Source organism: Paraburkholderia sp. A1RI_3L (genome assembly GCF_048957895.1).
Classification (GTDB): Bacteria; Pseudomonadota; Gammaproteobacteria; order Burkholderiales; family Burkholderiaceae; genus Paraburkholderia; species Paraburkholderia kururiensis.
The window spans coordinates 55,877-76,351 of the sequence record NZ_JARCHA010000020.1; the positions used below are offsets into that span (position 1 = coordinate 55,877).

The 20,475-nt window shown below is 65.9% G+C and carries 17 protein-coding genes; 7 read left to right on the top strand and 10 right to left on the bottom strand.

Annotated elements, in window-relative coordinates; all coding sequences use genetic code 11:
- Positions 1 to 21 precede the first annotated feature (21 nt).
- The 5 genes from iolD to PXJ20_RS30645 all read right to left on the bottom strand — a co-directional run bounded on the left by iolD (position 22) and on the right by PXJ20_RS30645 (position 7,368).
- Complete coding sequence (gene iolD / locus PXJ20_RS30625) at positions 22 to 2,037, bottom strand: 3D-(3,5/4)-trihydroxycyclohexane-1,2-dione acylhydrolase (decyclizing) (protein WP_421030645.1); 2,016 nt, start codon at positions 2,035 to 2,037, stop codon at positions 22 to 24.
- Entirely contained in the window at positions 2,034 to 4,067 is a 2,034-nt protein-coding gene (locus tag PXJ20_RS30630; protein WP_421030646.1) for a bifunctional 5-dehydro-2-deoxygluconokinase/5-dehydro-2-deoxyphosphogluconate aldolase, read from the bottom strand. The genes iolD and PXJ20_RS30630 overlap by 4 nt, the downstream gene beginning before the upstream one ends.
- Before the next feature lie 90 nt (positions 4,068 to 4,157).
- Complete coding sequence (locus tag PXJ20_RS30635) at positions 4,158 to 4,988, bottom strand: ATP-binding cassette domain-containing protein (protein WP_233411822.1); 831 nt, start codon at positions 4,986 to 4,988, stop codon at positions 4,158 to 4,160.
- 13 nt (positions 4,989 to 5,001) lie between these two features.
- A complete protein-coding gene (locus PXJ20_RS30640; protein WP_126878884.1) occupies positions 5,002 to 6,165 on the bottom strand; it encodes an ABC transporter permease in 1,164 nt (387 codons plus the stop codon).
- 144 nt (positions 6,166 to 6,309) lie between these two features.
- Positions 6,310 to 7,368 carry a sugar ABC transporter substrate-binding protein gene (locus PXJ20_RS30645; RefSeq protein ID WP_017777732.1) on the bottom strand — a complete coding sequence of 353 codons (1,059 nt, stop codon included), beginning with the start codon at positions 7,366 to 7,368 and terminating at the stop codon, positions 6,310 to 6,312.
- Positions 7,369 to 7,621: 253 nt separating this feature from the next.
- On the opposite strand from PXJ20_RS30645, the gene PXJ20_RS30650 reads away from it, so the two are divergent.
- From PXJ20_RS30650 to PXJ20_RS30665, 4 genes are all read left to right on the top strand, one after another.
- Positions 7,622 to 8,503 (top strand): MurR/RpiR family transcriptional regulator, encoded by an 882-nt coding sequence (locus tag PXJ20_RS30650; RefSeq protein WP_017777733.1) that lies wholly within the window; start codon positions 7,622 to 7,624, stop codon positions 8,501 to 8,503.
- Positions 8,496 to 9,509 (top strand): inositol 2-dehydrogenase, encoded by a 1,014-nt coding sequence (gene iolG, locus PXJ20_RS30655; RefSeq protein ID WP_421030647.1) that lies wholly within the window; start codon positions 8,496 to 8,498, stop codon positions 9,507 to 9,509. The genes PXJ20_RS30650 and iolG overlap by 8 nt, the downstream gene beginning before the upstream one ends.
- A 40-nt stretch (positions 9,510 to 9,549) precedes the next feature.
- Positions 9,550 to 10,599, top strand: coding sequence for a Gfo/Idh/MocA family oxidoreductase (locus tag PXJ20_RS30660; RefSeq protein ID WP_421030648.1), 1,050 nt, complete (start codon positions 9,550 to 9,552; stop codon positions 10,597 to 10,599).
- Positions 10,600 to 10,781: 182 nt separating this feature from the next.
- The gene (locus tag PXJ20_RS30665) at positions 10,782 to 11,015 is read left to right on the top strand and encodes a sulfurtransferase TusA family protein (protein ID WP_017777736.1); all 234 of its coding nucleotides are present in this window, start codon (positions 10,782 to 10,784) and stop codon (positions 11,013 to 11,015) included.
- Between the two features lie 136 nt (positions 11,016 to 11,151).
- On the opposite strand, the gene PXJ20_RS30670 is transcribed toward PXJ20_RS30665, so the two are convergent.
- Positions 11,152 to 12,255: a cupin-like domain-containing protein gene (locus PXJ20_RS30670; RefSeq protein WP_421030649.1), complete on the bottom strand. Its 1,104-nt coding sequence runs from the start codon at positions 12,253 to 12,255 to the stop codon at positions 11,152 to 11,154.
- Between the two features lie 437 nt (positions 12,256 to 12,692).
- Between PXJ20_RS30670 and PXJ20_RS30675 the strand changes: the two genes are divergently transcribed.
- The 3 genes from PXJ20_RS30675 to PXJ20_RS30685 all read left to right on the top strand — a co-directional run bounded on the left by PXJ20_RS30675 (position 12,693) and on the right by PXJ20_RS30685 (position 15,854).
- Positions 12,693 to 14,237, top strand: coding sequence for a methyl-accepting chemotaxis protein (locus PXJ20_RS30675; protein WP_017777738.1), 1,545 nt, complete (start codon positions 12,693 to 12,695; stop codon positions 14,235 to 14,237).
- Positions 14,238 to 14,351: 114 nt separating this feature from the next.
- Positions 14,352 to 14,663 carry a hypothetical protein gene (locus PXJ20_RS30680; protein ID WP_033352030.1) on the top strand — a complete coding sequence of 104 codons (312 nt, stop codon included), beginning with the start codon at positions 14,352 to 14,354 and terminating at the stop codon, positions 14,661 to 14,663.
- Between the two features lie 174 nt (positions 14,664 to 14,837).
- A complete protein-coding gene (locus PXJ20_RS30685; RefSeq protein ID WP_421030650.1) occupies positions 14,838 to 15,854 on the top strand; it encodes a cyclic nucleotide-binding domain-containing protein in 1,017 nt (338 codons plus the stop codon).
- Positions 15,855 to 15,877: 23 nt separating this feature from the next.
- On the opposite strand, the gene PXJ20_RS30690 is transcribed toward PXJ20_RS30685, so the two are convergent.
- From PXJ20_RS30690 to PXJ20_RS30705, 4 genes are all read right to left on the bottom strand, one after another.
- Entirely contained in the window at positions 15,878 to 16,216 is a 339-nt protein-coding gene (locus tag PXJ20_RS30690; RefSeq protein ID WP_421030651.1) for a transposase, read from the bottom strand.
- Positions 16,217 to 16,347: 131 nt separating this feature from the next.
- Positions 16,348 to 16,764, bottom strand: a complete 417-nt coding sequence (locus PXJ20_RS30695; protein WP_277597674.1) for a hypothetical protein — start codon at positions 16,762 to 16,764, stop codon at positions 16,348 to 16,350.
- A 155-nt stretch (positions 16,765 to 16,919) separates the two neighbouring features.
- A complete protein-coding gene (gene mgtA, locus PXJ20_RS30700; protein ID WP_421030652.1) occupies positions 16,920 to 19,619 on the bottom strand; it encodes a magnesium-translocating P-type ATPase in 2,700 nt (899 codons plus the stop codon).
- Between the two features lie 355 nt (positions 19,620 to 19,974).
- Positions 19,975 to 20,475: UTP--glucose-1-phosphate uridylyltransferase (locus PXJ20_RS30705; protein WP_421057468.1), on the bottom strand; the 501-nt coding region annotated here is incomplete at its 5' end.

The window sequence follows — 20,475 nt, forward strand, 5'->3', positions numbered from 1 at the left end:
TTTCCCTGGTTCTCAATGACGTTACACCGTGCCGTCGTGGCGGTCGCGCGCGGCGATCTGCGCCTCGTACTTCGCGCGCGCTTCGCGCACCGCGCCGCGCTGCGAGACTTCGGGCACCGCCACTTCCCACCACCAGCCGCCGTCGTCCGTGGTGCGGGCCGGGTCGGTGTCGATCACGATCACGTAGGTGCGGTCCGCGGCACGCGCGCGTTGCATCGCGGCTTCGAGTTCGCCGACGTTCGCCACGTGCTCCGCATGCGTGCCGAGCGCGCGCGCATGGGCCGCGAAGTCGATCTGCGGCGCGCCGGCCGGCCCTTGCACGCAGTCGTCGAAGAGGTTGTTGAAGGGCGCGCCGCCGCAGGCCTGCTGAAGGCGATTGATGCAGCCGTAGCCGCGGTTGTCGAGCACGACGACGATCAGCTTTGCGCCGAGCATGACGGAAGTCGCGAGTTCGCTGTTCATCATGAGGTAGCTGCCGTCGCCCACCATCACGATGACTTCGCGTTTCGGGTGGGCGAGCTTCGCGCCGAGACCGCCCGCGATCTCGTAGCCCATGCACGAGTAGCCGTATTCGACGTGATAGGCGCCTGGCCGGCCCGCGCGCCACAGCTTGTGAAGCTCGGCGGGCAGCGTGCCGGCGGCGCAGACCACGATGTCGTCCCCGGGCGAGTTCGCCGCCGAGCGTTGCACGGCGCCGATCACGTCTGCATCGTAGGGCAGCGTGCCTTCGTGCTGGGGCGCGTGCGTGAGGCGATCCACGGTGTCGCGCCATTGCGCGGCGAGCGATCTCGCGTGCTCGCTCCAGTCAGCCGCCGCGCGCCAGCCCGCAAGCCGTGCATCGAGCGTCTCGAGCGCGCGCTTCGCATCGGCCTCTACGACGAGCGCGCCGTGCTTGAGCCCGTCGAACGCATTGGCGTTGATGCCGATGACTTGCGCCTGCGTGAAGAGCGAGTTCGATCCCGTCGTGAAGTCCTGCAGCCGCGTGCCCACGGCGAGCACGCAGTCGGCGTCGCGGGCGAGCGCATTCGCGGCGGGCGAACCGGTCACGCCGAGCGCGCCCGCATTGAGCGGATCGTCCCATGCAAGCGCGCTCTTGCCCGCCTGCGTTTCGGCCACCGGGATGCCGTGCGCGTGCGCAAACGCCCGCAGCGCTTCGGCGGCGCCGCTGTAGAGCACGCCGCCGCCGGCCACGATCATCGGCCGTTGCGCGGCGCGCAGCGTGCCGAGCACCGCGTCGATCTCGCTTTCGACCGGCGAGGGCGCGTGGAACGTCACCAGCCGCGGCATGAAGAAATCGACGGGGTAGTCGTAGGCGGCGGCCTGCACGTCCTGCGGCAGCGCGAGCGTGACGGGCCCGCACAGCGCGGTGTCCGTGAGCACGCGCAGCGCGCGCGGCAACGCGGTGAGCAACTGCGCGGGATGCATGATGCGGTCGAAGTAGCGCGAGACGGGCTTGAACGCGTCGTTCGCGGAAATGCCGCCGTCGTGGAAGTCTTCGACTTGCTGCAACACCGGGTCTGGCGCGCGCGACACGAAGATGTCGCCTGGCAGGAGCAGTACCGGCAACCGGTTCACGTGCGCGAGCGCGGCAGCGGTCACGAGATTCGTGGCGCCTGGGCCGATCGACGTCGTCACAGCCATCATGCGGCGGCGCATGTGCGCCTTCGCGTAGGCGATCGCGCTGTGCGCCATGGCCTGCTCGTTATGGGCGCGGAAGGTGGGCAGTTCGTGACGATGCTGATAGAGCGCCTCGCCCATGCCCGCCACGTTGCCGTGACCGAAGATCGCGAACACGCCGCCGAAGAGCGGCTCGGTGCGGCCACTGCCGTCTTCGGTAGCCACGCGCTGGGCGGCGAGATAGCGCACGAGCGCCTGGGCCGCGGTCAAGCGGACCGTGCCGGTTTGTGGCTGTGCGGCCGGCGTTTGCGCTGAGCCGGCGCCTGCAGGCGTTCCCACTGAGCCGGCTACTGCCGGCGTCCCTGCAGCACCGGCTTTGACCGGCGCCTCCTGCGAGGAATGTGCAACGCGTTCGTTCATGCGGCTTTCTCCTCGTGTACCGTGCCCGCGCGGCCAGCGGTGCCCGTGCCTGCGCCGGCTGCGTCGCGCGCCGTGCGCCATGCCGCGATCAGCGTTTCGAACGTGCGGCGCACGCGCGCAATGAGTTCGTCGTCGCCGATGGTGCCTGCGAGCCACGCGTGGCTCGGTTCGTGAAAGATGGTGCGCCCCACCGTGAAGCCGCGGCAGGTGGCCGAGGCGGCCGCCGCGCGGAAGTCCTGCGTGAGTTGCTCGACGGGTGCCGAGAGACCCAGCAGCACCACGCCGCGACAGTACGGATCGCGTTCGGCGACGAGCGCGTCGATGGCGCGCCACTGCGCGGCGTCCATCGGTTCCAGCTTCCACCACTCGGGATAGATGCCCACGTTATAGAGCCGCTTCAGTGCGCGATAAACCGTATCCGGCGCGAGCGGCAGTCCGACGTGCTTGGGCGGAATCACTTCGAGCAGCAGTTCATGGCCGCTGGCCTGCGTTGCGTCGTAAAGTGCGCGCAATTGCGCTTCCTGTTCGAGCCGCTGTTCGATGGGCTCGTCGGGATGAAACTGCACGAGGCACTTCACCGTGTGCCCGATGGGCCAACTCGCGAGCGTGGTGCCGATGGAGCGGCCATGGTCGAACACGAGCGGTACCGAGCCCGGCAGCTCGACGGGGCGACCCACCCACCAGCCGCGTCCGGTCGCGGCATTGAGCGCGTCCTGGCCGTAGCGGTCGTCGATCAGCACGCCGATGCGGCCCGCAAGCCCCAGCGCGCTTTCGGTCTGCGCGACCGCTTCCACGAAGAGGCCCTTGAGCGTCGCGATGCGCGATTCGTCCGCGCCCGTTTGCTGCGCGAGGTCGAAGAACTGGTTGCGATGGTCGAACGCGAAGCCGAGCACTTCGTCATGGCGTGTACGCGGCGGCGTAACGCGATGCAGTCGCGCAAGCGTCGTATCGCGATCGGGACGGCGCATGCGCACGGGGTCGGCGGCTGCGGCCGAGAGAAAGTAGTCGAGTTCCGCGGGCGTGGGCATGGCGGGCGCGCAGCCGTGGCGCGACACCACGAGCGCGCCGCACGCGTTCGCGGCTTTTGCGCAGGCTTCGAGCGGTTCGTCGCGCAGCCAGCCCGAGAGAAAGCCCGACGCGAACGCGTCGCCCGCGCCCAGCACGTTGAGCACGTCCACTTCGACACCGCCCTGCAACGGCACGTCGTCGAGCGAGGCGGGCACCTTGCCGTCGATCATCTGGCAGCCGAGCGGCCCGCGCTTCACGACGAGCGTGGCCGGCGTCACCGCGCGCACCATCGCGAGCGCATCCACGAGTTCGCTCTTGCCGCCCGCAATGCGGAATTCCTCTTCGGTGCCGATCACGAGATCGAAGAGCGGCAGGATGCGTTGCAGGTGCGCCGTCACGCCTTCGTTCGCGACGAAGCGCGTCTCGCCGTCGGCCTTGCCCGTGAGGCCCCACAGCACGGGCCGATAGTCGATGTCGAGCACCGTGCGCACCTGGTTGCGGCGCGCGTAGTCGAGCGCGCGGCGGCTCGCGCGGTTCACCTGCTCGGTGGAGAAGTGCGTGCCCGTGATGAGCAGCGCTTTCGACGACGCGATGAACGCTTCGTCGAAGTCGTGTTCGTCTACGGCCATGTCCGCGCAGTTCTCGCGATAGAAGATGAGCGGAAACGTGTCGCGGTCCTTGAGGCCGAGCAGCACGAGGGCCGTGAGGCGGTCGGCATCGACGCGCACGTGGCTCGTGTCGCAGCCTTCCTTGTCGAGCGTTTCGGTGAGAAAGCGGCCCATGTGGTCGTTGCCCACGCGCGTGAGCATGGCCGAGCGCAGGCCGAGCCGCGCGCAGCCGAACGCGATGTTCGCCGACGAGCCGCCGAGGTACTTCGCGAAGCTCGTCACGTCTTCCAGCCGCGCGCCGACCTGCTGCGCGTACAGGTCGACGGCGAGGCGGCCGAGACAGATGACGTCGCGGCTGCGGCCGGGCGCGAAGCGGCTCGTGCCGGGGGCGCTGGAGTTGCCGGTGAGTGCCATGAGTAAGTCCTGGTGTTCGTAAATCGAGCGTAAATCGAGCGTGGTTCAGGCGTGGATCGAGCTTGTATCGAGCGTGAATCGAGGTGCGATTCAGATCGTGGCGCCGTCGAGTTCGGCGATCATCTTCTGCATCTCGGCGCCGCCCGCCATCATGTCGAGCACTTCGTCCTTCGTGATGGTGTCTTTTGTGAAAGTGCCCATGGAACGGCCGCGGTTGAGCAGCGTGAACGAATCGCCGATGGGGTAGGCGTGGTGCACGTTGTGCGTGATAAAGATGACCGAGATGCCTTTGGCGCGCGCCTTGTGAATGAGCTTGAGCACGTTGAAGCTCTGCTTCACGCCGAGCGCGGCGGTGGGCTCGTCGAGAATTAGCACGCGCGCGCCGAAGTGAATGGCGCGTGCAATCGCGAGGCATTGGCGTTCGCCGCCCGACATCGTGCCGATAGGCTGATGCGGGTCGCGCACGATGATGCCCATTTCAGCGAGCTTTTCGCGCGCGGTGGCGGCGCTCGTTTCGAGGTCCATCACGTTGACGAGGCCGAAGAGTTTCTTCTGCGGCTCGCGTCCCATGAAGAAGTTGCGCGCAACGGAGAGCAGCGGCACCAGCGCGAGATCCTGATAGACCGTGGCGATGCCGAGGTCCAGTGCTTCTTTCGGCGACTCGAAGTGCACGGGCTTGCCGTCCACGAGGTATTCGCCGGCGCTGGGTGCGTGCACGCCCGCAAGCGTCTTGATGAGCGTGGACTTGCCCGCGCCGTTGTCGCCCAGCAGGCAATGCACCTCGCCGCGCTTTAAGCGCAGCGTGACGCCGTTGAGCGCAATCACCTTGCCGAAATACTTGCTGACGTTTTCGAGCGCGAGGATGGTGTCGCCGCTGCTGTCGCCCGGCGTGGTGGCTTGCGCCATAGTCGTGTCTGCCATGATCGTCCTCCCGTTACGACTGCGCGACGCGGCGGCGCACATAGTGGTTGAACAGCACGGCCATCAGCAGCATGACGCCAAGGAACACGCGGAACCAGTCGGAGCTCACGTTGGTGTAGGTGATGCCGATCTGCACCACGCCGAAGATCAACGCGCCGAAGCATGCGCCGACCACCGACCCGTAGCCGCCCGTGAGCAGCGTGCCGCCGATCACCGCCGCGATGATGGCTTCGAATTCCTTCTGGATGCCGCGGTCGGCCGCGGCCGAGCCGATGTCGCACACCTGCAGCACGGCAAAGAGGCAGGAGCAGAACGCCGTGAGCACGAAGAGCGAAATCTTCACGCGCCGCACCGGCACGCCGACGTTCTTCGCGGCATTCGCGTCGCCGCCCACGGCGAGAACCCAGTTGCCGTAGCGCGTCTTCGCGAGCACGAACGCGCCCACGGCGGCGAGTGCGAACCACCAGAGAATCACTTTCGGAATGCCGGGCACGAGCGGCTGCCCGTTGTCGAGCAGCGAGCCGACGCCCATGTGCGCGAGCGCCGTGAAGAGCCCCTTGAACGCGACGCCGTGAAAGAGCAGGTTGGTGAGCGGGTCGGCCTTCGCGACGTCGCCCACGCCCGAGACGATGGTGCGGTCCGCGAACATGATCGAGAGCGCGAGAGTCAGGCCGCGCAGGATGAACAGGAACGCGAGCGTGACGATGAACGAGGGCAGGCGCGTGCGCATCACGAGATAGCCGTTCAGCGCGCCGAGCGCCATGGAAGCGGCGAACGCGAACGCGATGGCAAGCCAGATCGGCCAGTGGAAATACATGGTGGGCAGCGCGACCATCATGCCCGCGAAGCCGATCATGGAACCGATGGAAAGATCGAACTCGCCCGCGATCATCAGCAGGCACGCGCCCACGGCCAGAATGCCGAGATACGCGGACACCTGCGACCAGTTCATCACGCCGTCGAGGTTGAACATGCCCGAGCTGCCCGCGCCGATGGCGAATACGGCGAACACGAGCACGGTGCCCGAAATGGCCGCGAACTCGGGGCGGCCCATGAGATGGCCGAACCACGACTCCTTGCGCACGCGCTCGTCCGCCGCGGTCGCGTTGCGCCCCGCGCCGTTATTGGCGGGGCTCTCGTCGACGTGCGAGGGATAAGGTTTGCCGGCTACGCCCATGATGTCTCCTTGAAGCCCGGCCGCCATGCCGCACGCCCTGCGCCGGGCAGGCGCGCGTGCGGATGGCGAAACCGGTGACTGACAGAACGAATCAACAACCAGAACGAATCAACCACGAATCAACAACGAGTCAGCCGCGCGCCATCAGCGGTATTGGCCCGCGTACTTGATGACCTTGTCGAGGTTGGCCTTCGTGATGAAGCCCGGGCCCGAACGGATGTTCTTCGGCCCATACGACGGCTCCAGCCCGTACGTTTGCAGCCGCGCCTGGAACTTCGGATTGGCCTGCAGCGCCTTGCGGATGGCGGCCGGGTCGGTGGTGTGTTCCTTCTTCGCGATGGCGAGCACGGCGACCGGCAGATAGCCCTGCAGATACGGCTGCTGGTCGATGGCGAACTGGATCGTGCCGGCCTGAATGGCCTTGGCGATGTCGTCGGAGAAGTCGAACGTGCAGAAGAACACCTTGCCCGCGAGACCCATCTGCTGGAGCGCCTTCAGCGTTGCGGCAGCCGGCACCGGGCCGAGCGTGAGCACGGCGCCCGTGTTCGGATGGTTGCGCAGATAGGCGCTCACCTTCGACTGAATTTCCGTCGGATCCTGGCCGGAGTCGATGGTGGAGGTCTTGTAGTCCACGCCGAGCGCGTCGGCAAAGCCGCGGCAGCGTTCGAACGACACGGCGTTGGTCGCGAAGTGGTTCACACACAGGAAGCTTTTCACGCCCGCGGCCTTGGCCTTCTCGCCGGCGGCCTTGCCCGCCACGTATTCGGGCTGGCCGATGTGCATGATGGCGCCCAGTTTCGCGCTCTGCTCTTCGGTGCCCGAGTTGATCGTGACGAGCGGAATCTTCTTTTCCGTGACCTTCGAGATGGAACTCTTGAGCACGTCGTAGTCGGCGATGGTGGTGATCACGCCGTCGTAGTTGCGCGCTGCGGCCTGCTCGATGAGGCGCGCCATGTCGGCGATGTCGCCGTTGGGCGGATTGCGGTAGTCGGTCTCTACGTTGAAGTCTTCGTCGGCCTGCTTGATGGCGTTCTTGATGGTGTTCCACCACGAGTCCGAATCCGGCGCGTGGCTGATCAGAACGAAGTGCGCGTCGGCCGCGTAAGCGGTGGACGCCGTGCCCAGCGTGGTGGCGAGGCCGGCCGCCAGCGTCAATGCGGCAGCCAGCATCCTGAGCGTTGCCTTGCCCTTGCGATGTGTCATTGTCTCCACCTATCTCGATCTTTCGTTTTTAGGGAATGAGCGAGCGTGCCGGCCCACTGTGAATGCATGGCAAGCGCGCCGGGGCCATCGCTCACGAACAAGATTAGGTCATCTCGCGGCGTGGTGCAACGGAAATTTCATTGCAAATAAAAATGGAAAATCTGTTCCATTCATGAGGTGGCGTGCCTATAATCGCCCCCAACGACGAGGCGCCGTACGCTGCGGCGCTGCACCAATGGAAACGGGTAGAACCATGAGCGAAGAGAGCACCGAAGCGCTGCCGAGCGTCGAGGAACTGATGCAGCGCATCGCGGAAAACTACGAGTCGCTGCCGCGGCAGTTGAAGAGCGTGGCGACTTACATCGAGCAGCATCGCGCGAGCGTGATGGTGGATCGCACGAGCGACATCGCGGCGAGCTGCGGCGTGCATCCCTCGGCCGTGGTGCGCTTCGCGCAGCGCTTCGGCTTCTCGGGTTTTTCCGATCTGCAGGCCGTGTTCCGCCAGGCCTATACGAACCAGGGCGTTTCGGCGACGAGCTATCAGCAGCGCATTCGCAAGCTGATCGACGAGAAGCCGGGGCGGGTGTCGGGCGGGTCGGTGGCGCGCGAGTTCATCAGCGCGTGCCGCAGCGGTCTGGACGAACTCGAAGCGGGTCTCGACAACGCGCAGTTCGACGCCGCCGTGAAGATGCTCCAGCAGGCCGAAAACATCTATGTGGTGGGCGTGCGCCGCTCGTTCCCGGTGGCGAGCTACATCGTCTACGCACTGCAGCACACGCCCAAGCGCGTGCATCTGGTGTCGGGCTTCGGCGGCATGTACCGCGAACAGATTCGCAGCGTGCGCAAGGGCGACGTGGTGATCGCCATCAGCTTCGCGCCCTACGGCAAGGAAACGCAGTACTGCCTGCGCGTGGCCCAGCATCACCAGGCGAAGACGCTCGTGATTACCGATAGCCAGCTTTCGCCGCTCGCGCGTTACGCGAGCGCGCAACTGTACGTGAAGGAGGGCAGTGCGTTCGCCTTCCGCTCACTGACCAGCACGATCTGCCTGTGCCAGGCGCTCTTCATCGCGCTCGCGTACAAGCTCGAATTGAACGTAGAAGAATCGAAAGACACTGGAGGATACGATGACTGAAACAGCAGGCGGCAAGACGCTCGACGTCGCGGTGTTCGGCGCAGGCCGCATCGGACGCATTCACGCGGCCAATCTCGCGCGTCAGCCGGGTGTGCGGCTCAAGTACGTGGTGGACGTGAACCGCGAGGCGGCCGCCGCGCTCGCGGCGCAGCACGGCGCGCAGGTGGCCGACGTGGACGGCGCGATGGGCGATGCGTCCATTGCGGCCACCGTGATCTGTTCGAGCACGGACACGCATGCGGACCTCATCCTGAAGTCCGCGGCGGCGAAGAAGCATGTGTTCTGCGAGAAGCCCGTGGACCTCACGATCGAACGTGCGCGCGAATGCGCGGACGCGGTGGCGCGTACAGGCGTGGTCTGCATGATCGGCTTTCAGCGGCGCTTCGATCCGACGTTTGCCGCCGTGAAGGCGCGCATCGACGCAGGCGAAATCGGCACGCCGGAAATGCTCGTCGTGACGAGCCGCGATCCGGGCGCGCCGCCCGTGGAGTACATCAAGCACTCGGGCGGCATCTTCAAGGACATGCTGATCCACGACTTCGACATCTTCCGCTGGATTCTGGACGACGAAGCCGCCACCGTGCATGCCACGGGCAGCTGTCTTACGGACCCCGCGATTGCCGAGGCAGGCGACATCGATTCGACCGCGGTCACGATCCGCACGAAGCGCGGGCGGCTCTGCCAGATCAACACCACGCGGCGCGCCGCGTACGGCTACGACCAGCGCTTCGAAGTGCTGGGCAGCGAGGGCATGCTCCAGGCGGGCAACGTGCGGCCCACGGAGGTGGTGGCGTGGTCGAAGCGTGCCGTCGCCATCGACGTGCCGGAGGCCTTCTTCCTCGAACGCTATCGCGCAGCCTATGCCGACGAAATCGCGCATTTCTTCGCCGCCGTAACCGAAGGCAAGCCGGTGCGCACCACGGTGGCAGACGGTCTGAAGGCGCTCGAACTGGCCGAGGCCGCCACGCAGTCGTGGCGCGAAGGTCGCATCGTGCAGATGGGCTGAGGCGCGTTCGTTCACAGAGAGGATCGAGGAGACACGACTGATGGCGACAACAGCCAACATCACCGCTTCAGGTCCGCTGCGCATTGGCGTGGTGGGGCTCGGGCGGCTCGGGCGGCGCCATGCCGAAAATCTCGCGTTCCGCGTGCCGGGCGCGGCGCTCGCTGCGGCGTGCAGTCCGCTCGCCGAGGAATGCGCGTGGGCGCGCGAGCGCTTTGCCGCCACGCGCGTCTACGACGACTACGCAGCGCTGCTAGCCGACGACGCTGTAGACGCCGTGTGGCTCGTCACGCCGTCTTCGCTGCACGCGCAGCAGATCGTCGATGCGTTGCATGCGGGCAAGCACGTGTTCTGCGAGAAGCCGCTTTCGCTCGACGTGGCCGAGTGCGAGCGCGTGCTCGGCGTGGCAGCGTGCTATCCGCATCTCAAGGTGACCATCGGCTTCATGCGCCGTTTCGATCCGAGCTATCGCGACGCGTTCGGCAAGGTGCAGGCGGGCGCGATTGGCCGCCCGTTCCTCGTGCGCTCGCAGACCTGCGACCAGAACGACCCCGAAGGCTTCTTCGTGCGTTTCGCGCCCACCTCGGGCGGCATCTTTCTGGACTGCACGGTGCACGACATCGACGTGGCGCGCTGGCTGCTCGGCTTTCCGCGCGCCAAACGCGTCTACGCGAGCGGCACGATCGCGCTGCACGAGGGACTGCGCGCAGCAGGCGATGTGGATAACGGCGTGGCGATCTGCGAATTCGAGGGCGGGCAGCTTGCCGTGTTCTACGCGTCGCGCACCATGGCGCACGGCAACGATACGTCGTCGGAGGTGATCGGCACGGCGGGCGCGCTCACGGTGGGGCGCAATCCTCGCGCGAATCGCGTGGAGATTTACGACGGTACCGGCATTCGCAACGAATGCACGCCGACCTTCTTCGACCGCTTCGAAGAGGCGTTCCTGTGCGAGGCGCAGGCGTTCGTCGCCGCCGTGATGAACGGCGAGCAGACGGGCGCCACGCTCGCGGACGCGCTGGAGGCCACGCGCATCGGCAGCGCGCTGCGCCGTTCGCTCGAAACCGGCGAGGCGGTGACGTTGCAGGCGTGAGGTGGAAGGTCGGGGCGGAGTTGGGCGTGATGCATCGCGCGCACGCTTTGTGTCCCGGCGCACGATGGCATGTGGCCGCGGCAGCCTGCGCAGCGTTGCGCAGCGGTGCAACAGCGGCTGCGGTAAAATCCGGCCTTCTACGAGCGCGCCGCTGGCGCGCCTCTCCCGAAGGTCGAACACCGATGCAAACTCAGGTTCACAAGGAAGTGGATGCGCGCGGACTCAACTGTCCGCTGCCCATCCTGCGCGCCAAGAAGGCGCTGGCCGACATGCAAAGCGGGCAGATTCTGAAGGTGCTCGCCACCGATCCGGGCTCGCAACGCGACTTCGCCGCCTTCGCGAAGCAGACGGGCAACGAGATCGTGGAAAGCTCGGTGGAAGACAAGACCTTCGTGTTTCTGATGCGGCGGCGCTAGGCGGCCGCTGTTTCCGTTTCCGGCCGGTCGTGAAGCGGTGGACGACCGGTTTCTCCTCCTGCCGTGAGCCGCTCCTGCCGGGTTTTGTCCGGCTTTCCGTTTCGCCCCCCCGCAGCTTTTCCCGGTGCTTCGGCCATCACACGAGGGACCGCAGTCGCGTGATCCTGTCGTCGCTCAATACGCGGCTCACCGACAGCACGTCGTCCACCGCCCATACGCAGTGAAACCAGCCCGTCGGCACGATCAGCAGATCGCCCGGCGCCAGTAGCACGTCGACACCCTGTGCCTCGGCAAAGCGCGGGTGCCGCTCGAAGTCGGGCGCGTCGACGTCCACGGCGCAGGGGCGGTAGCTGTTGAACGCATCGAGCGCGTAGAGCGCGCGTTCCTGGCTCGGACCATAGAGCCGCACGCGCTTGCGTCCCAGCACCTGCGCGAGAAACGAGTTGCCGAGATCGCAATGCAGGCGCGTGACCGCTTGCGCGCAGCGCCGGCCGGCCCACAGCTGCCCGGGGCCGAGTGCGTCGCGGGGCACGAGCGGCATTGCGAAGCGTGCTTCCCAGTCGGGCGGCAGCAGGCAGCCTTCGGTGTACGAAGTGGTGTTCGATGCTGCGGTGGCCGAAAACGCGTCGATCAGCGCGCTCACGCACACGTGACGGCCTTCCCCCGACACGATGGGCAGTACCGTCTCGCCTTCACGCGCGTGCCAGTCGGCGGCGGTCCATTGCGTCTCGGGCCAGTCGAGCACGCCGGCGAGATGCAGCGGCGTGCTCGATTGCAGCGCGCTCACCACGTGCCCGAGCAGCTCACGCGAGGCGCCGTCGTGTCGAGAGAGGCGCGGCACCGTCTGTATCGACTCCGGCGCGTGTGCACGGGCTCGTGCGAGCGCGGCGCGCTGCGTGGCATCGGGCCGCTTGAGCAATTGAATCCAGTACGCCGCAATCCGGCTCGCTCCCGTGATGCGCGCGCCGCCCATGGCGAGACTTTGCGCGCTGCGCAGATCGAACGACGTGGGGTGGGCCAGCACGTGTTCGATCAGCGCGCGCGACAACGTCAGCGTGCACATGGCGGGCGGTTGCAGACGGCCTTCGCGCAGCGCAACCGATTGCACAGCGGTGCCCATCACGAAGCGCCAGGGCGCGTGCTCGTGGTCGCTCACGATCAGATCGAGCGTGGACGTCTGTGCCGGCGCGATGTAGTGCTCGGCAAGGCGTTCGGTGAGCCGTTCGATCGTCTGGCTCATCGAAGCAGACATCGAGGCAGAGGTGTCGGGCGATGGCGTGGCGAGTGGTGTTTCAGCAGACATAAGTTTCAGCAGACGTAAGGCCCAGGCGAAGGGTGTCGGATGAACGCCGGGCTGGCGCTTTGCGCGCTCCGAATCTTTTTACCCGCTTCACAGCGACGCAACGGCGAACCGTGCGACGGCACGTGCGGCGACACGAAGCGATCCACGCTGCGCATCATGATGCGATGTGCATGGCGAGAGCCTCGCCCCACAAGCGCGGGCTCTTCCTGTCGCGCAAAAATGCAAGCCCTGTTCAGCTCGCGCTGACGTGTGAAGAGGCCGTGGCGCGCGTCGCGCCATGGTGAAATCTGTCTGCATCGCGACACGTCTGCACTTCAGGAATGCTCACTGGCTGACGATAAATAGCGAACACGTAATTCGCTTCAGGGGGCGTCATGCGAAACAATCAGCCTGTCACGCAGCACGAATTTGAATTTCCCGACAACGCCACGCTGATGTCCACCACGGACACGCAGAGCTACATCACCTACGCCAACGCGGCGTTCATTCAGGTCAGCGGATTTTCCGAGGAAGAAATTCAGGGCCAGCCACACAACATCGTGCGCCACCCCGACATGCCGCAAGAAGCGTTCGCCGACATGTGGGCCACGCTGAAGGGCGGCGAACCGTGGACGGCGCTCGTGAAGAACCGTCGCAAGAACGGCGACCATTACTGGGTGCGGGCCAATGCGATACCGGTGGTGCGCAACGGACAGGCCGCGGGCTACATGTCCGTGCGAACCAAGGCGACGCGCGAGGAAATCGCGGCGGCCGAGTCGCTCTATCGTGACTTTCGCGAGGGCAAGGCCGGCAACCAGCGCTTTCACAAGGGGCTGATTGTGCGACGTGGCCTGATGGGCTGGACTTCGCTGCTGAAGACGATGCCTGTGCGCTGGCGCATCCGGTCCGCGCTGCTCGTCATGCTGCCGGCGATGGTCGCGGCGGCGTGGCAGCTTGGCTTGACGGGCGGCGCGCTGGGCGGCTTTGCGGCGCTGATGGCGCTCGCTTCGTTCATGGCCACGTGGTGGCTCGAATCGCAGATCTCGCGGCCGCTCGAGCAGGTGCTCGCCCAGGCGCTGCGCGTGGCCACGGGCGAAAGCCAGAACGTGGTTCACATGGACCGGGTCGACGAAATCGGCATGACGCTGCGCACCATCAGCCAGCTCGGCCTCATGTTCCGCTGGCTCATCGGCGACGTGAGCGAGCAGGTCATCAACGTGCAGCGTGCGAGCGACGAGATCGCGCAGGGCAACACCGATCTGAGCAAGCGCACCGAGCAGGCGGCCTTCAGCGTGCAGCAGACGGCGGCATCGATGGCGCAGATGACGTCCACCGTGAAGAGCAATGCCGAAACGGCGCTTCAGGCCAACACGCTGTCGGGTTCGGCGAGCAGCACGGCCGCGAAGGGCGGACGCGCAGTATCCGAAGTCGTGCACACCATGAACGAGATCACCGAGAGCTCGCGGCGCATTGCGGACATCATCGGCGTGATCGACGGCATCGCGTTCCAGACCAACATCCTTGCGCTCAACGCCGCGGTGGAGGCGGCGCGCGCCGGTGAGCAGGGGCGCGGCTTCGCGGTGGTGGCGGGCGAGGTGCGCGGGCTCGCGCAGCGAAGCGCGAACGCGGCGCGCGAGATCAAAGACCTGATCGGCGCGAGCGTGGAGCGCGTGGCGTCGGGCGCGCGGCTCGTGGACGACGCGGGCACGACGATGGACGAGATCGTCGCGCAGGTCAAACGCGTGTCGGACCTCATCGCCGAAATTCGCGCGGCTACCGAAGAGCAGAGCAGCGGCGTGACGCAAGTGGACGCGGCGGTGGGCGAACTGGACCGCATTACGCAGCAGAACGCGGCGCTCGTCGAAGAGAGCACGGCGGCATCGGAGAGCCTCAAGCAACAGGCCACGCGTCTTGTCGATGCCGTGAGCGTATTTCGTTGAGGCACGCCGCCCGAGGCCGCGGTGTGTCCGCAGCCTGGCTGATACAGATCAACGTGCCCACCGTTTGCGTATGGCAATTGTCTCGTGGTCATTCACGGCGTGGGCGAGGGCGCCATGACCAATCCGCATACCATTCGGCTGCCTGGCGCCTTGCGCGACGGACGCGAGACGGTCGATGTCGCCGCACCGCTCGACGACGAACAGTTCGCCTCCCGCCAGGTGGCGTTTCTGCAAGCGGTGTACGGCTACGCCGACTATCTGCGCATCCGTGCGCGGCCCACGCCCGTGGCCGATGCGTTCCTGTGCGCGATCGTGAATCTGCTCGAAGGCATCGCGCTCAACGATACGAGCGAGAGCGCGGTCTGCCGCGAGCAGCTCGTGCGCGTCATGGCGGCGCTGTCCGCGCAGGCGGCGTCAGGCCGCTGAAGGCGGCGGACAGGGCCGCGACGGCTGTCACAGTTGTGCTATAAAGGGTGCGCCTTCGACCGGATCCGGTCACCTTCGTCTGGTTACCTTACCCGGTTACTTCATCGACATGCCGTAGCGCTGCCATGCCGTCCATGTCGAGTTCTCTGGACGCCAATTCAGGTCAATAACACTGTGCGCGACTGGTACGCATTGTTCGACGACGTCAAAACGCGGGGCCGCTTCGCAAGCGACGCCCAGCTTGCAGAAGCACTCCATCTCACCCGTGCGCAGATATCGGCCTGGCGCAATGGTAAAAGCGATCTCGGCACCCTCGTCAAGCTTCGCATTCTCGACGTACTCGGCCACAGCGACGTGCGCTCTGCCGTGCTGAGCCTGCTGCCCGAAAGAAACCGCGACACGCTGATCCAGGAACACCTCGCGCTTGTGCGACGCGTCGCGGAGCATGCGGCAGCAGGTGCCGGCACAAATGGCGGTTCGCGCACGGCCCGTGCTTCGGCGCCCGGCAACCGGCTGCTCGCCGCACTTTCGCCGCGCGAGCGCGAGCGCCTCGAACCGCATCTCGCACCGGTGGCGATGCCGCTCGGTCAGGTCGTGTTCCGGCAAGGCGAGCCGCTCACCAACGTGTATCTGCCCACCACCGCAATCGTCGCGATCTTTCATGCCACGGCGGACCGCGCGCCGCTCGGCGTAGCGGTGGTGGGCAACGAAGGGCTGCTGGGCCTTTCCGCCTGCATCGGCGAGCCGCATGCCGCAAGGCGAGCCGTCGTGCAAGGCGCCGGCGAGGCGTTCCGGTTGAGCGTCGACGTGGCGCGCCGCGAGTTCGCTCTGGCAGGTGCGTTTCAGCGGGTGATGCTGCGCTATACCCAGGCTCTCATGGCGCAGATGGCGCAGATCGCCTTGTGCGTCCACCACCACACGCCGCGTCAGCAGATGTGCCGCTGGCTGTTGCAGACGCTCGCCCGCCAGGATTCCGACGAAGTCCGTTTCAGCCAGAAGGTGTTTCCGGACGTGCTCGGTGCGCACGCGGCGGAGGCGCTCGACGAACTGAAGTCGCTCGAAGCGAGCGGCGTGCTACGTTGCCGGCCAGGATCGATTCGCGTGCTCGATCGCGCCGCGATCGAAGCGGCCGCGTGCGAATGCCATGCCGTGCTCGAAAGGGAGTACGACCGCATCTTCGGCGCGGCCTGACCTGGTGCCGGGGCCGGCCCGCGTCAGTTCCCGGCGTGCGACGCGTCGGCGCGCATCGTGTCCCAGCCGAGCGCCCGCACCACCTGGTCGACGAGGCCGCTTCGGCGCCACGCCACGAACCGGTTGTAGCAGGTCTGCTGCGCCGGGTAGCAGGACGGCAGCCGGTGCCATTTCTCACCGCTCGTCATGACCCAGAAGACAGCATCGAGCACGGCCCGGTCGGGGCATTTTCGCCGGCCGCCGTGTTTCGTCTCGTCGCTCGAGAACAGATGGGCGACCTGCATCCATTGTTCGTCCGATACCCGGCGCTCCGGCGCCGAGAGGCGAAAAGCCGTGACCCCCAGACCGATCTCGTGATGCATGGCAACCCCCTCGTATTCCAGTTCCGTGGGAACTGGTGTTGTCGTTCTGCATGCGCCTGTCGATGAATGCGTTCTCTCGTGTTGCGGACGTTTCTTCTTCGCGGGCCGCGTTGTGGCGCGGAGCCGCTGCATCAGCCCGAGGCTGCTTTCCACGGGCCGCCTGTGAAGGCCAGGTCGATGATCTGTTGCAGCCGGGCGAGGCCGATTTCGGTTTCGTCTGGTGAATTGAGTTCGAGCGCTTCCAGCAGATTGACGATGCAGGAAACAATGAGGTCGGCGACGGGGGTTTCGCGTCCGCATCCGCGCAAATGGTGCGCGCGACGCAAGAGCAGGCAGATCAGTTCGACCTGCTTCCCGAGGAATTGCGCCTCGTCTTGCCCGTCGGCGTCGCCCGGGCCACATTCGTGTCCGCGCAGCGCGACCGGTAACAGGAACCTGTCGTTCATGTCATATGTCCTGGAAACCCCGCCTGGATCCTGCAAGCCTCGCCCCGAAACCCCTTTGCTCCGGTTCGCGAGCGCGTATGCCGGGTTCGGCGCGGCGCTCATTGTCAAATTTATTTGACGTATAGCGTCGCTATTTTTCCTGCCGATTGGAATCGGCGTCAAGTAAATTTGACGGAAAGTGAGGCAAGGTGTGGCGAGAGGCGGCGGCGCCGGCTATACGGTTCGAGGGGCGTTCAGCCGGGTAATCGTTTGCCCGGTCATCCCAACCCGACCCGCCGCACGAACCACGTCTTCACGACGTGGGTGAGCGCCGCGTAGGCGAGCAGGATCAGCGCCAGCGCCGGCCAGTACGTCGCCGGCAGCCGCGTGAAGCCCAGCACGTGCCCAAGCCAGGTGAACGGAATTGCGATGCCCACCACGGCGATGATCGCGCTCGTCGCCATCAGCGCGCCGCTTGCACGGCTTTCGAAGAACGGCACTTTCGCGGTGCGGATGATGTGGATGATCAGCGTCTGCGTGAGGAGCGACTCCACGAACCAGCCGGTCTGGAACAGCGGCGCGTTGTTCCATGCGTGGAAGACGTCGAGCATCAGGAAGTAGGTGACGTAGTCGAAGATGGAGCTGATCGGGCCTATCAGCAGCATGAACTTCATGATGTTGACGATATCCCAGTGGCGCGGCACGGCGAGGTATTCGGCATCGACGTTGTCGGTAGGAATCGCGGTTTGCGAGAAGTCGTAGAGCAGGTTGTTGGTGAGCACCTGGATGGGCGCCATGGGCAGGAACGGCAGCAGGATGCTTGCGCCCAGCACGCTGAACATGTTGCCGAAGTTCGAGCTCGCGCCCATCTTGATGTACTTCGTGATGTTGCCGAACACCTTGCGGCCTTCCATCACGCCGTCGCCCAGCACGGCGAGGCTCTTTTCGAGCAGGATGATGTCGGCGGAATCTTTGGCGATGTCTACGGCGCTGTCTACCGATACGCCCACGTCCGAGGTCTTCAGCGCCGGCCCGTCGTTGATACCGTCGCCGAGAAAACCCACCACGTGGCCTTTGCGATGCAGCGCGTCGACGATTGCCGCCTTCTGCGCCGGCGACACCTTCGCGAAGACCGAGGCGCGCTGCGCGAGCGCGGCGAGTTCGTCGGGCGTGCAGTTCTCCAGTTGCTTGCCGAGCACGATGGTGCTCGCGTCGATGCCCACTTCGCGGCAGATCTTGCGCGTGACGATGTCGTTGTCGCCGGTGAGAATTTTCACGGCGACGCCGCTCGCCTTGAGCGCGCGAATCGCCGCGGCCGCGGTTTCTTTCGGCGGATCGAGAAACGCGATGTAGCCGAGCAGCGTGAGGTCCTGCTCGTCCTTCACCGAATACGCCGACTGTTGCGGCGGCATCTCCTTGTAGGCCACCGCGACCACGCGAAAGCCGTCGGCGTTGAGCGCGTCCGTGGTTTGCTTGGCGGCCACGAAATGGCTTTCGTCGAGCGTGCCGATGTCGCCGTCCACCGCGTAGCGGCTGCACACCGAAAAAATCTCTTCCACCGCGCCCTTGCAGATCAGCAGATGCGTGCCGTCGTCGCGCGCGAGCACCACGGACATGCGGCGGCGCTCGAAGTCGAACGGCATTTCGTCGATCTTCGTGTATTGCTCGTGCGCCTTCAGCTGCTCGTGCAGCTCGACGTGTTTGAGCACGGCCACGTCGAGCAGATTCTTGAGCCCCGATTGATGCGTGCTGTTGAGGTAGGCGTATTCGAGCACGCGGTCGGAGTCGTTGCCGTGAATGTCGAGATGGCGCTTGAGGATGATGCGGTCCTGCGTGAGCGTGCCGGTCTTGTCGGTGCAGAGCACGTCCATGGCGCCGAAGTTCTGGATCGCATTGAGCCGCTTCACGATCACCTTCTTGCGCGACATCGCGATGGCGCCCTTGGCCAGATTGACGGTCACGATCATGGGCAGCATCTCGGGCGTGAGCCCCACGGCCACGGCGACCGCGAACAGCAGTGCCTCGAACCAGTTGCCTTTGGTCAGCCCGTTGATGAGGAACACGAGGGGCACCATCACGGCGATGAAGCCCATCATGAGCCACGTAAAGCGCGCAATGCCCTGGTCGAAGCTCGTGAGCACGCGCTGCCCCGCGATCATGTCCGCCACGTTGCCGAACGCGGTGCGCCCGCCAGTGAGAATCACGACGCCGCAGCCCACACCACTCACCACTGCGCTGCCCATGAAGCAGATGTCCGGCAGCTCGAAGTGCGAGTCGGCGCCGTGCGTGCCGGTGGCGGGCGCCTTTTCGACCGGCATGGCTTCGCCCGTCAGCGCGGATTGATTCACGAACAGATCGCGCGCGGAAATGAGCCGCAGGTCGGCGGGGATCATGTCGCCGGCCGAAAGCATGACGATGTCGCCCGGCACGATCTGTTCGATAGGAATTTCGATCGTGGTCGCACTGTGTTCACTCACGCCTGCGGCGTGCTCGCATCCGCCTGCGGCGTTACGCCGGCGCACCGTGGCGGTGGTGTGCACCATGCGGCGCAGCGCTTCGGCGGCGCGATTCGAGCGGTGCTCCTGCACGAAGCCGAGCGAAACGCTGAGTACGACCATCACGGAAATCATGAGCGCGGCGCGCGGATCACCGAGGAACCACGACGCGGCGGCAAGCGAGAGCAGCAGGAGGTTCAGCGAATTGGCGGCTCGCGCGGCCAGCTCGCGAACCATGGTGTGCCGCGCCTCGCGAGCGACCTGATTGGGACCGACCGTGCGCAGGCGCTGCACAGCGTCGTCGGCGTCGAGGCCAGCGGCGCAGGTGCCGAGCCGCTGCATGACTTCGTCGGTCGACAGGCGCGCGAACTGCTCGAGCGTGCCCTGCGTGGCCGTGGGAACGTGCGAGCCGCTGCGCGGCGAGCGCCGCAGCCGGCCCAGAATGGGAGAAAGGAACCGCGCCTTGCCGTCCGGAAGCATCATGATCGGATTCAGAAGTGAGCCGGACACCAGCGCGCCTGGACGCTTCGAACGCTGTCCGGCAAACACCGCGATGTCTCGATTTCTCGGGCGAGGCCAGCCAGGGCGACGAGCCGGTGGGGCAGATGTTCGCACCGGTGGGCGGTGGCCAATTGATGTGAGTCAAGTGCGGGCCGGCGGGGCGCCCGTGTCACGGAAGCGTCATGTGGGGCTTTGCGGTTGCGGTGGCCACTAAAGGTTGTCCTCTGAACATGACCCTCAAACAAAAAGCGCTGCGATCCGCGGGTAGCGAATCACAGCGCTTCTTTACAGCATGAGTTTCAACGTACGGCGGCGGTGCATGCACCACCGCGCGGCTTTACCCCGCGAGCACCGGCGAGCGGGTGCGCAGATAGGCTTCGAATTCCGCGCCCACCTCGGGGTGGCGCAACGCGAACTCCACGGTTGCCTTCAGATAGCCGAGCTTGCTGCCGCAGTCGAAACGCGTGCCGTGATACTTGTACGCGAGCACCTGTTCGTCGGCTAGCAGCGACTGGATCGCATCCGTCAGTTGCAGTTCGCCGCCCGCACCGGGCTTGAGCGCACGCAGATGTTCGAAGATGCGCGGCTTGAGCACGTAACGCCCCACCACGCCCAGGTTCGACGGCGCCACGTCCGGCGCCGGCTTTTCCACGATGCCCGACATCTTGATGATCGAGTCTTCCCACTCCTTGCCGTCCACGATGCCGTACGACTTCGTGTCTTCGGGCGGGATCTCTTCCACGCCGATCACCGAGCTGTGATAGTGGTCGAACACCTCGATCATCTGCTGCATGACGGGCGGCGTGCCGTACAGCAGGTCGTCCGCGAGGATCACGGC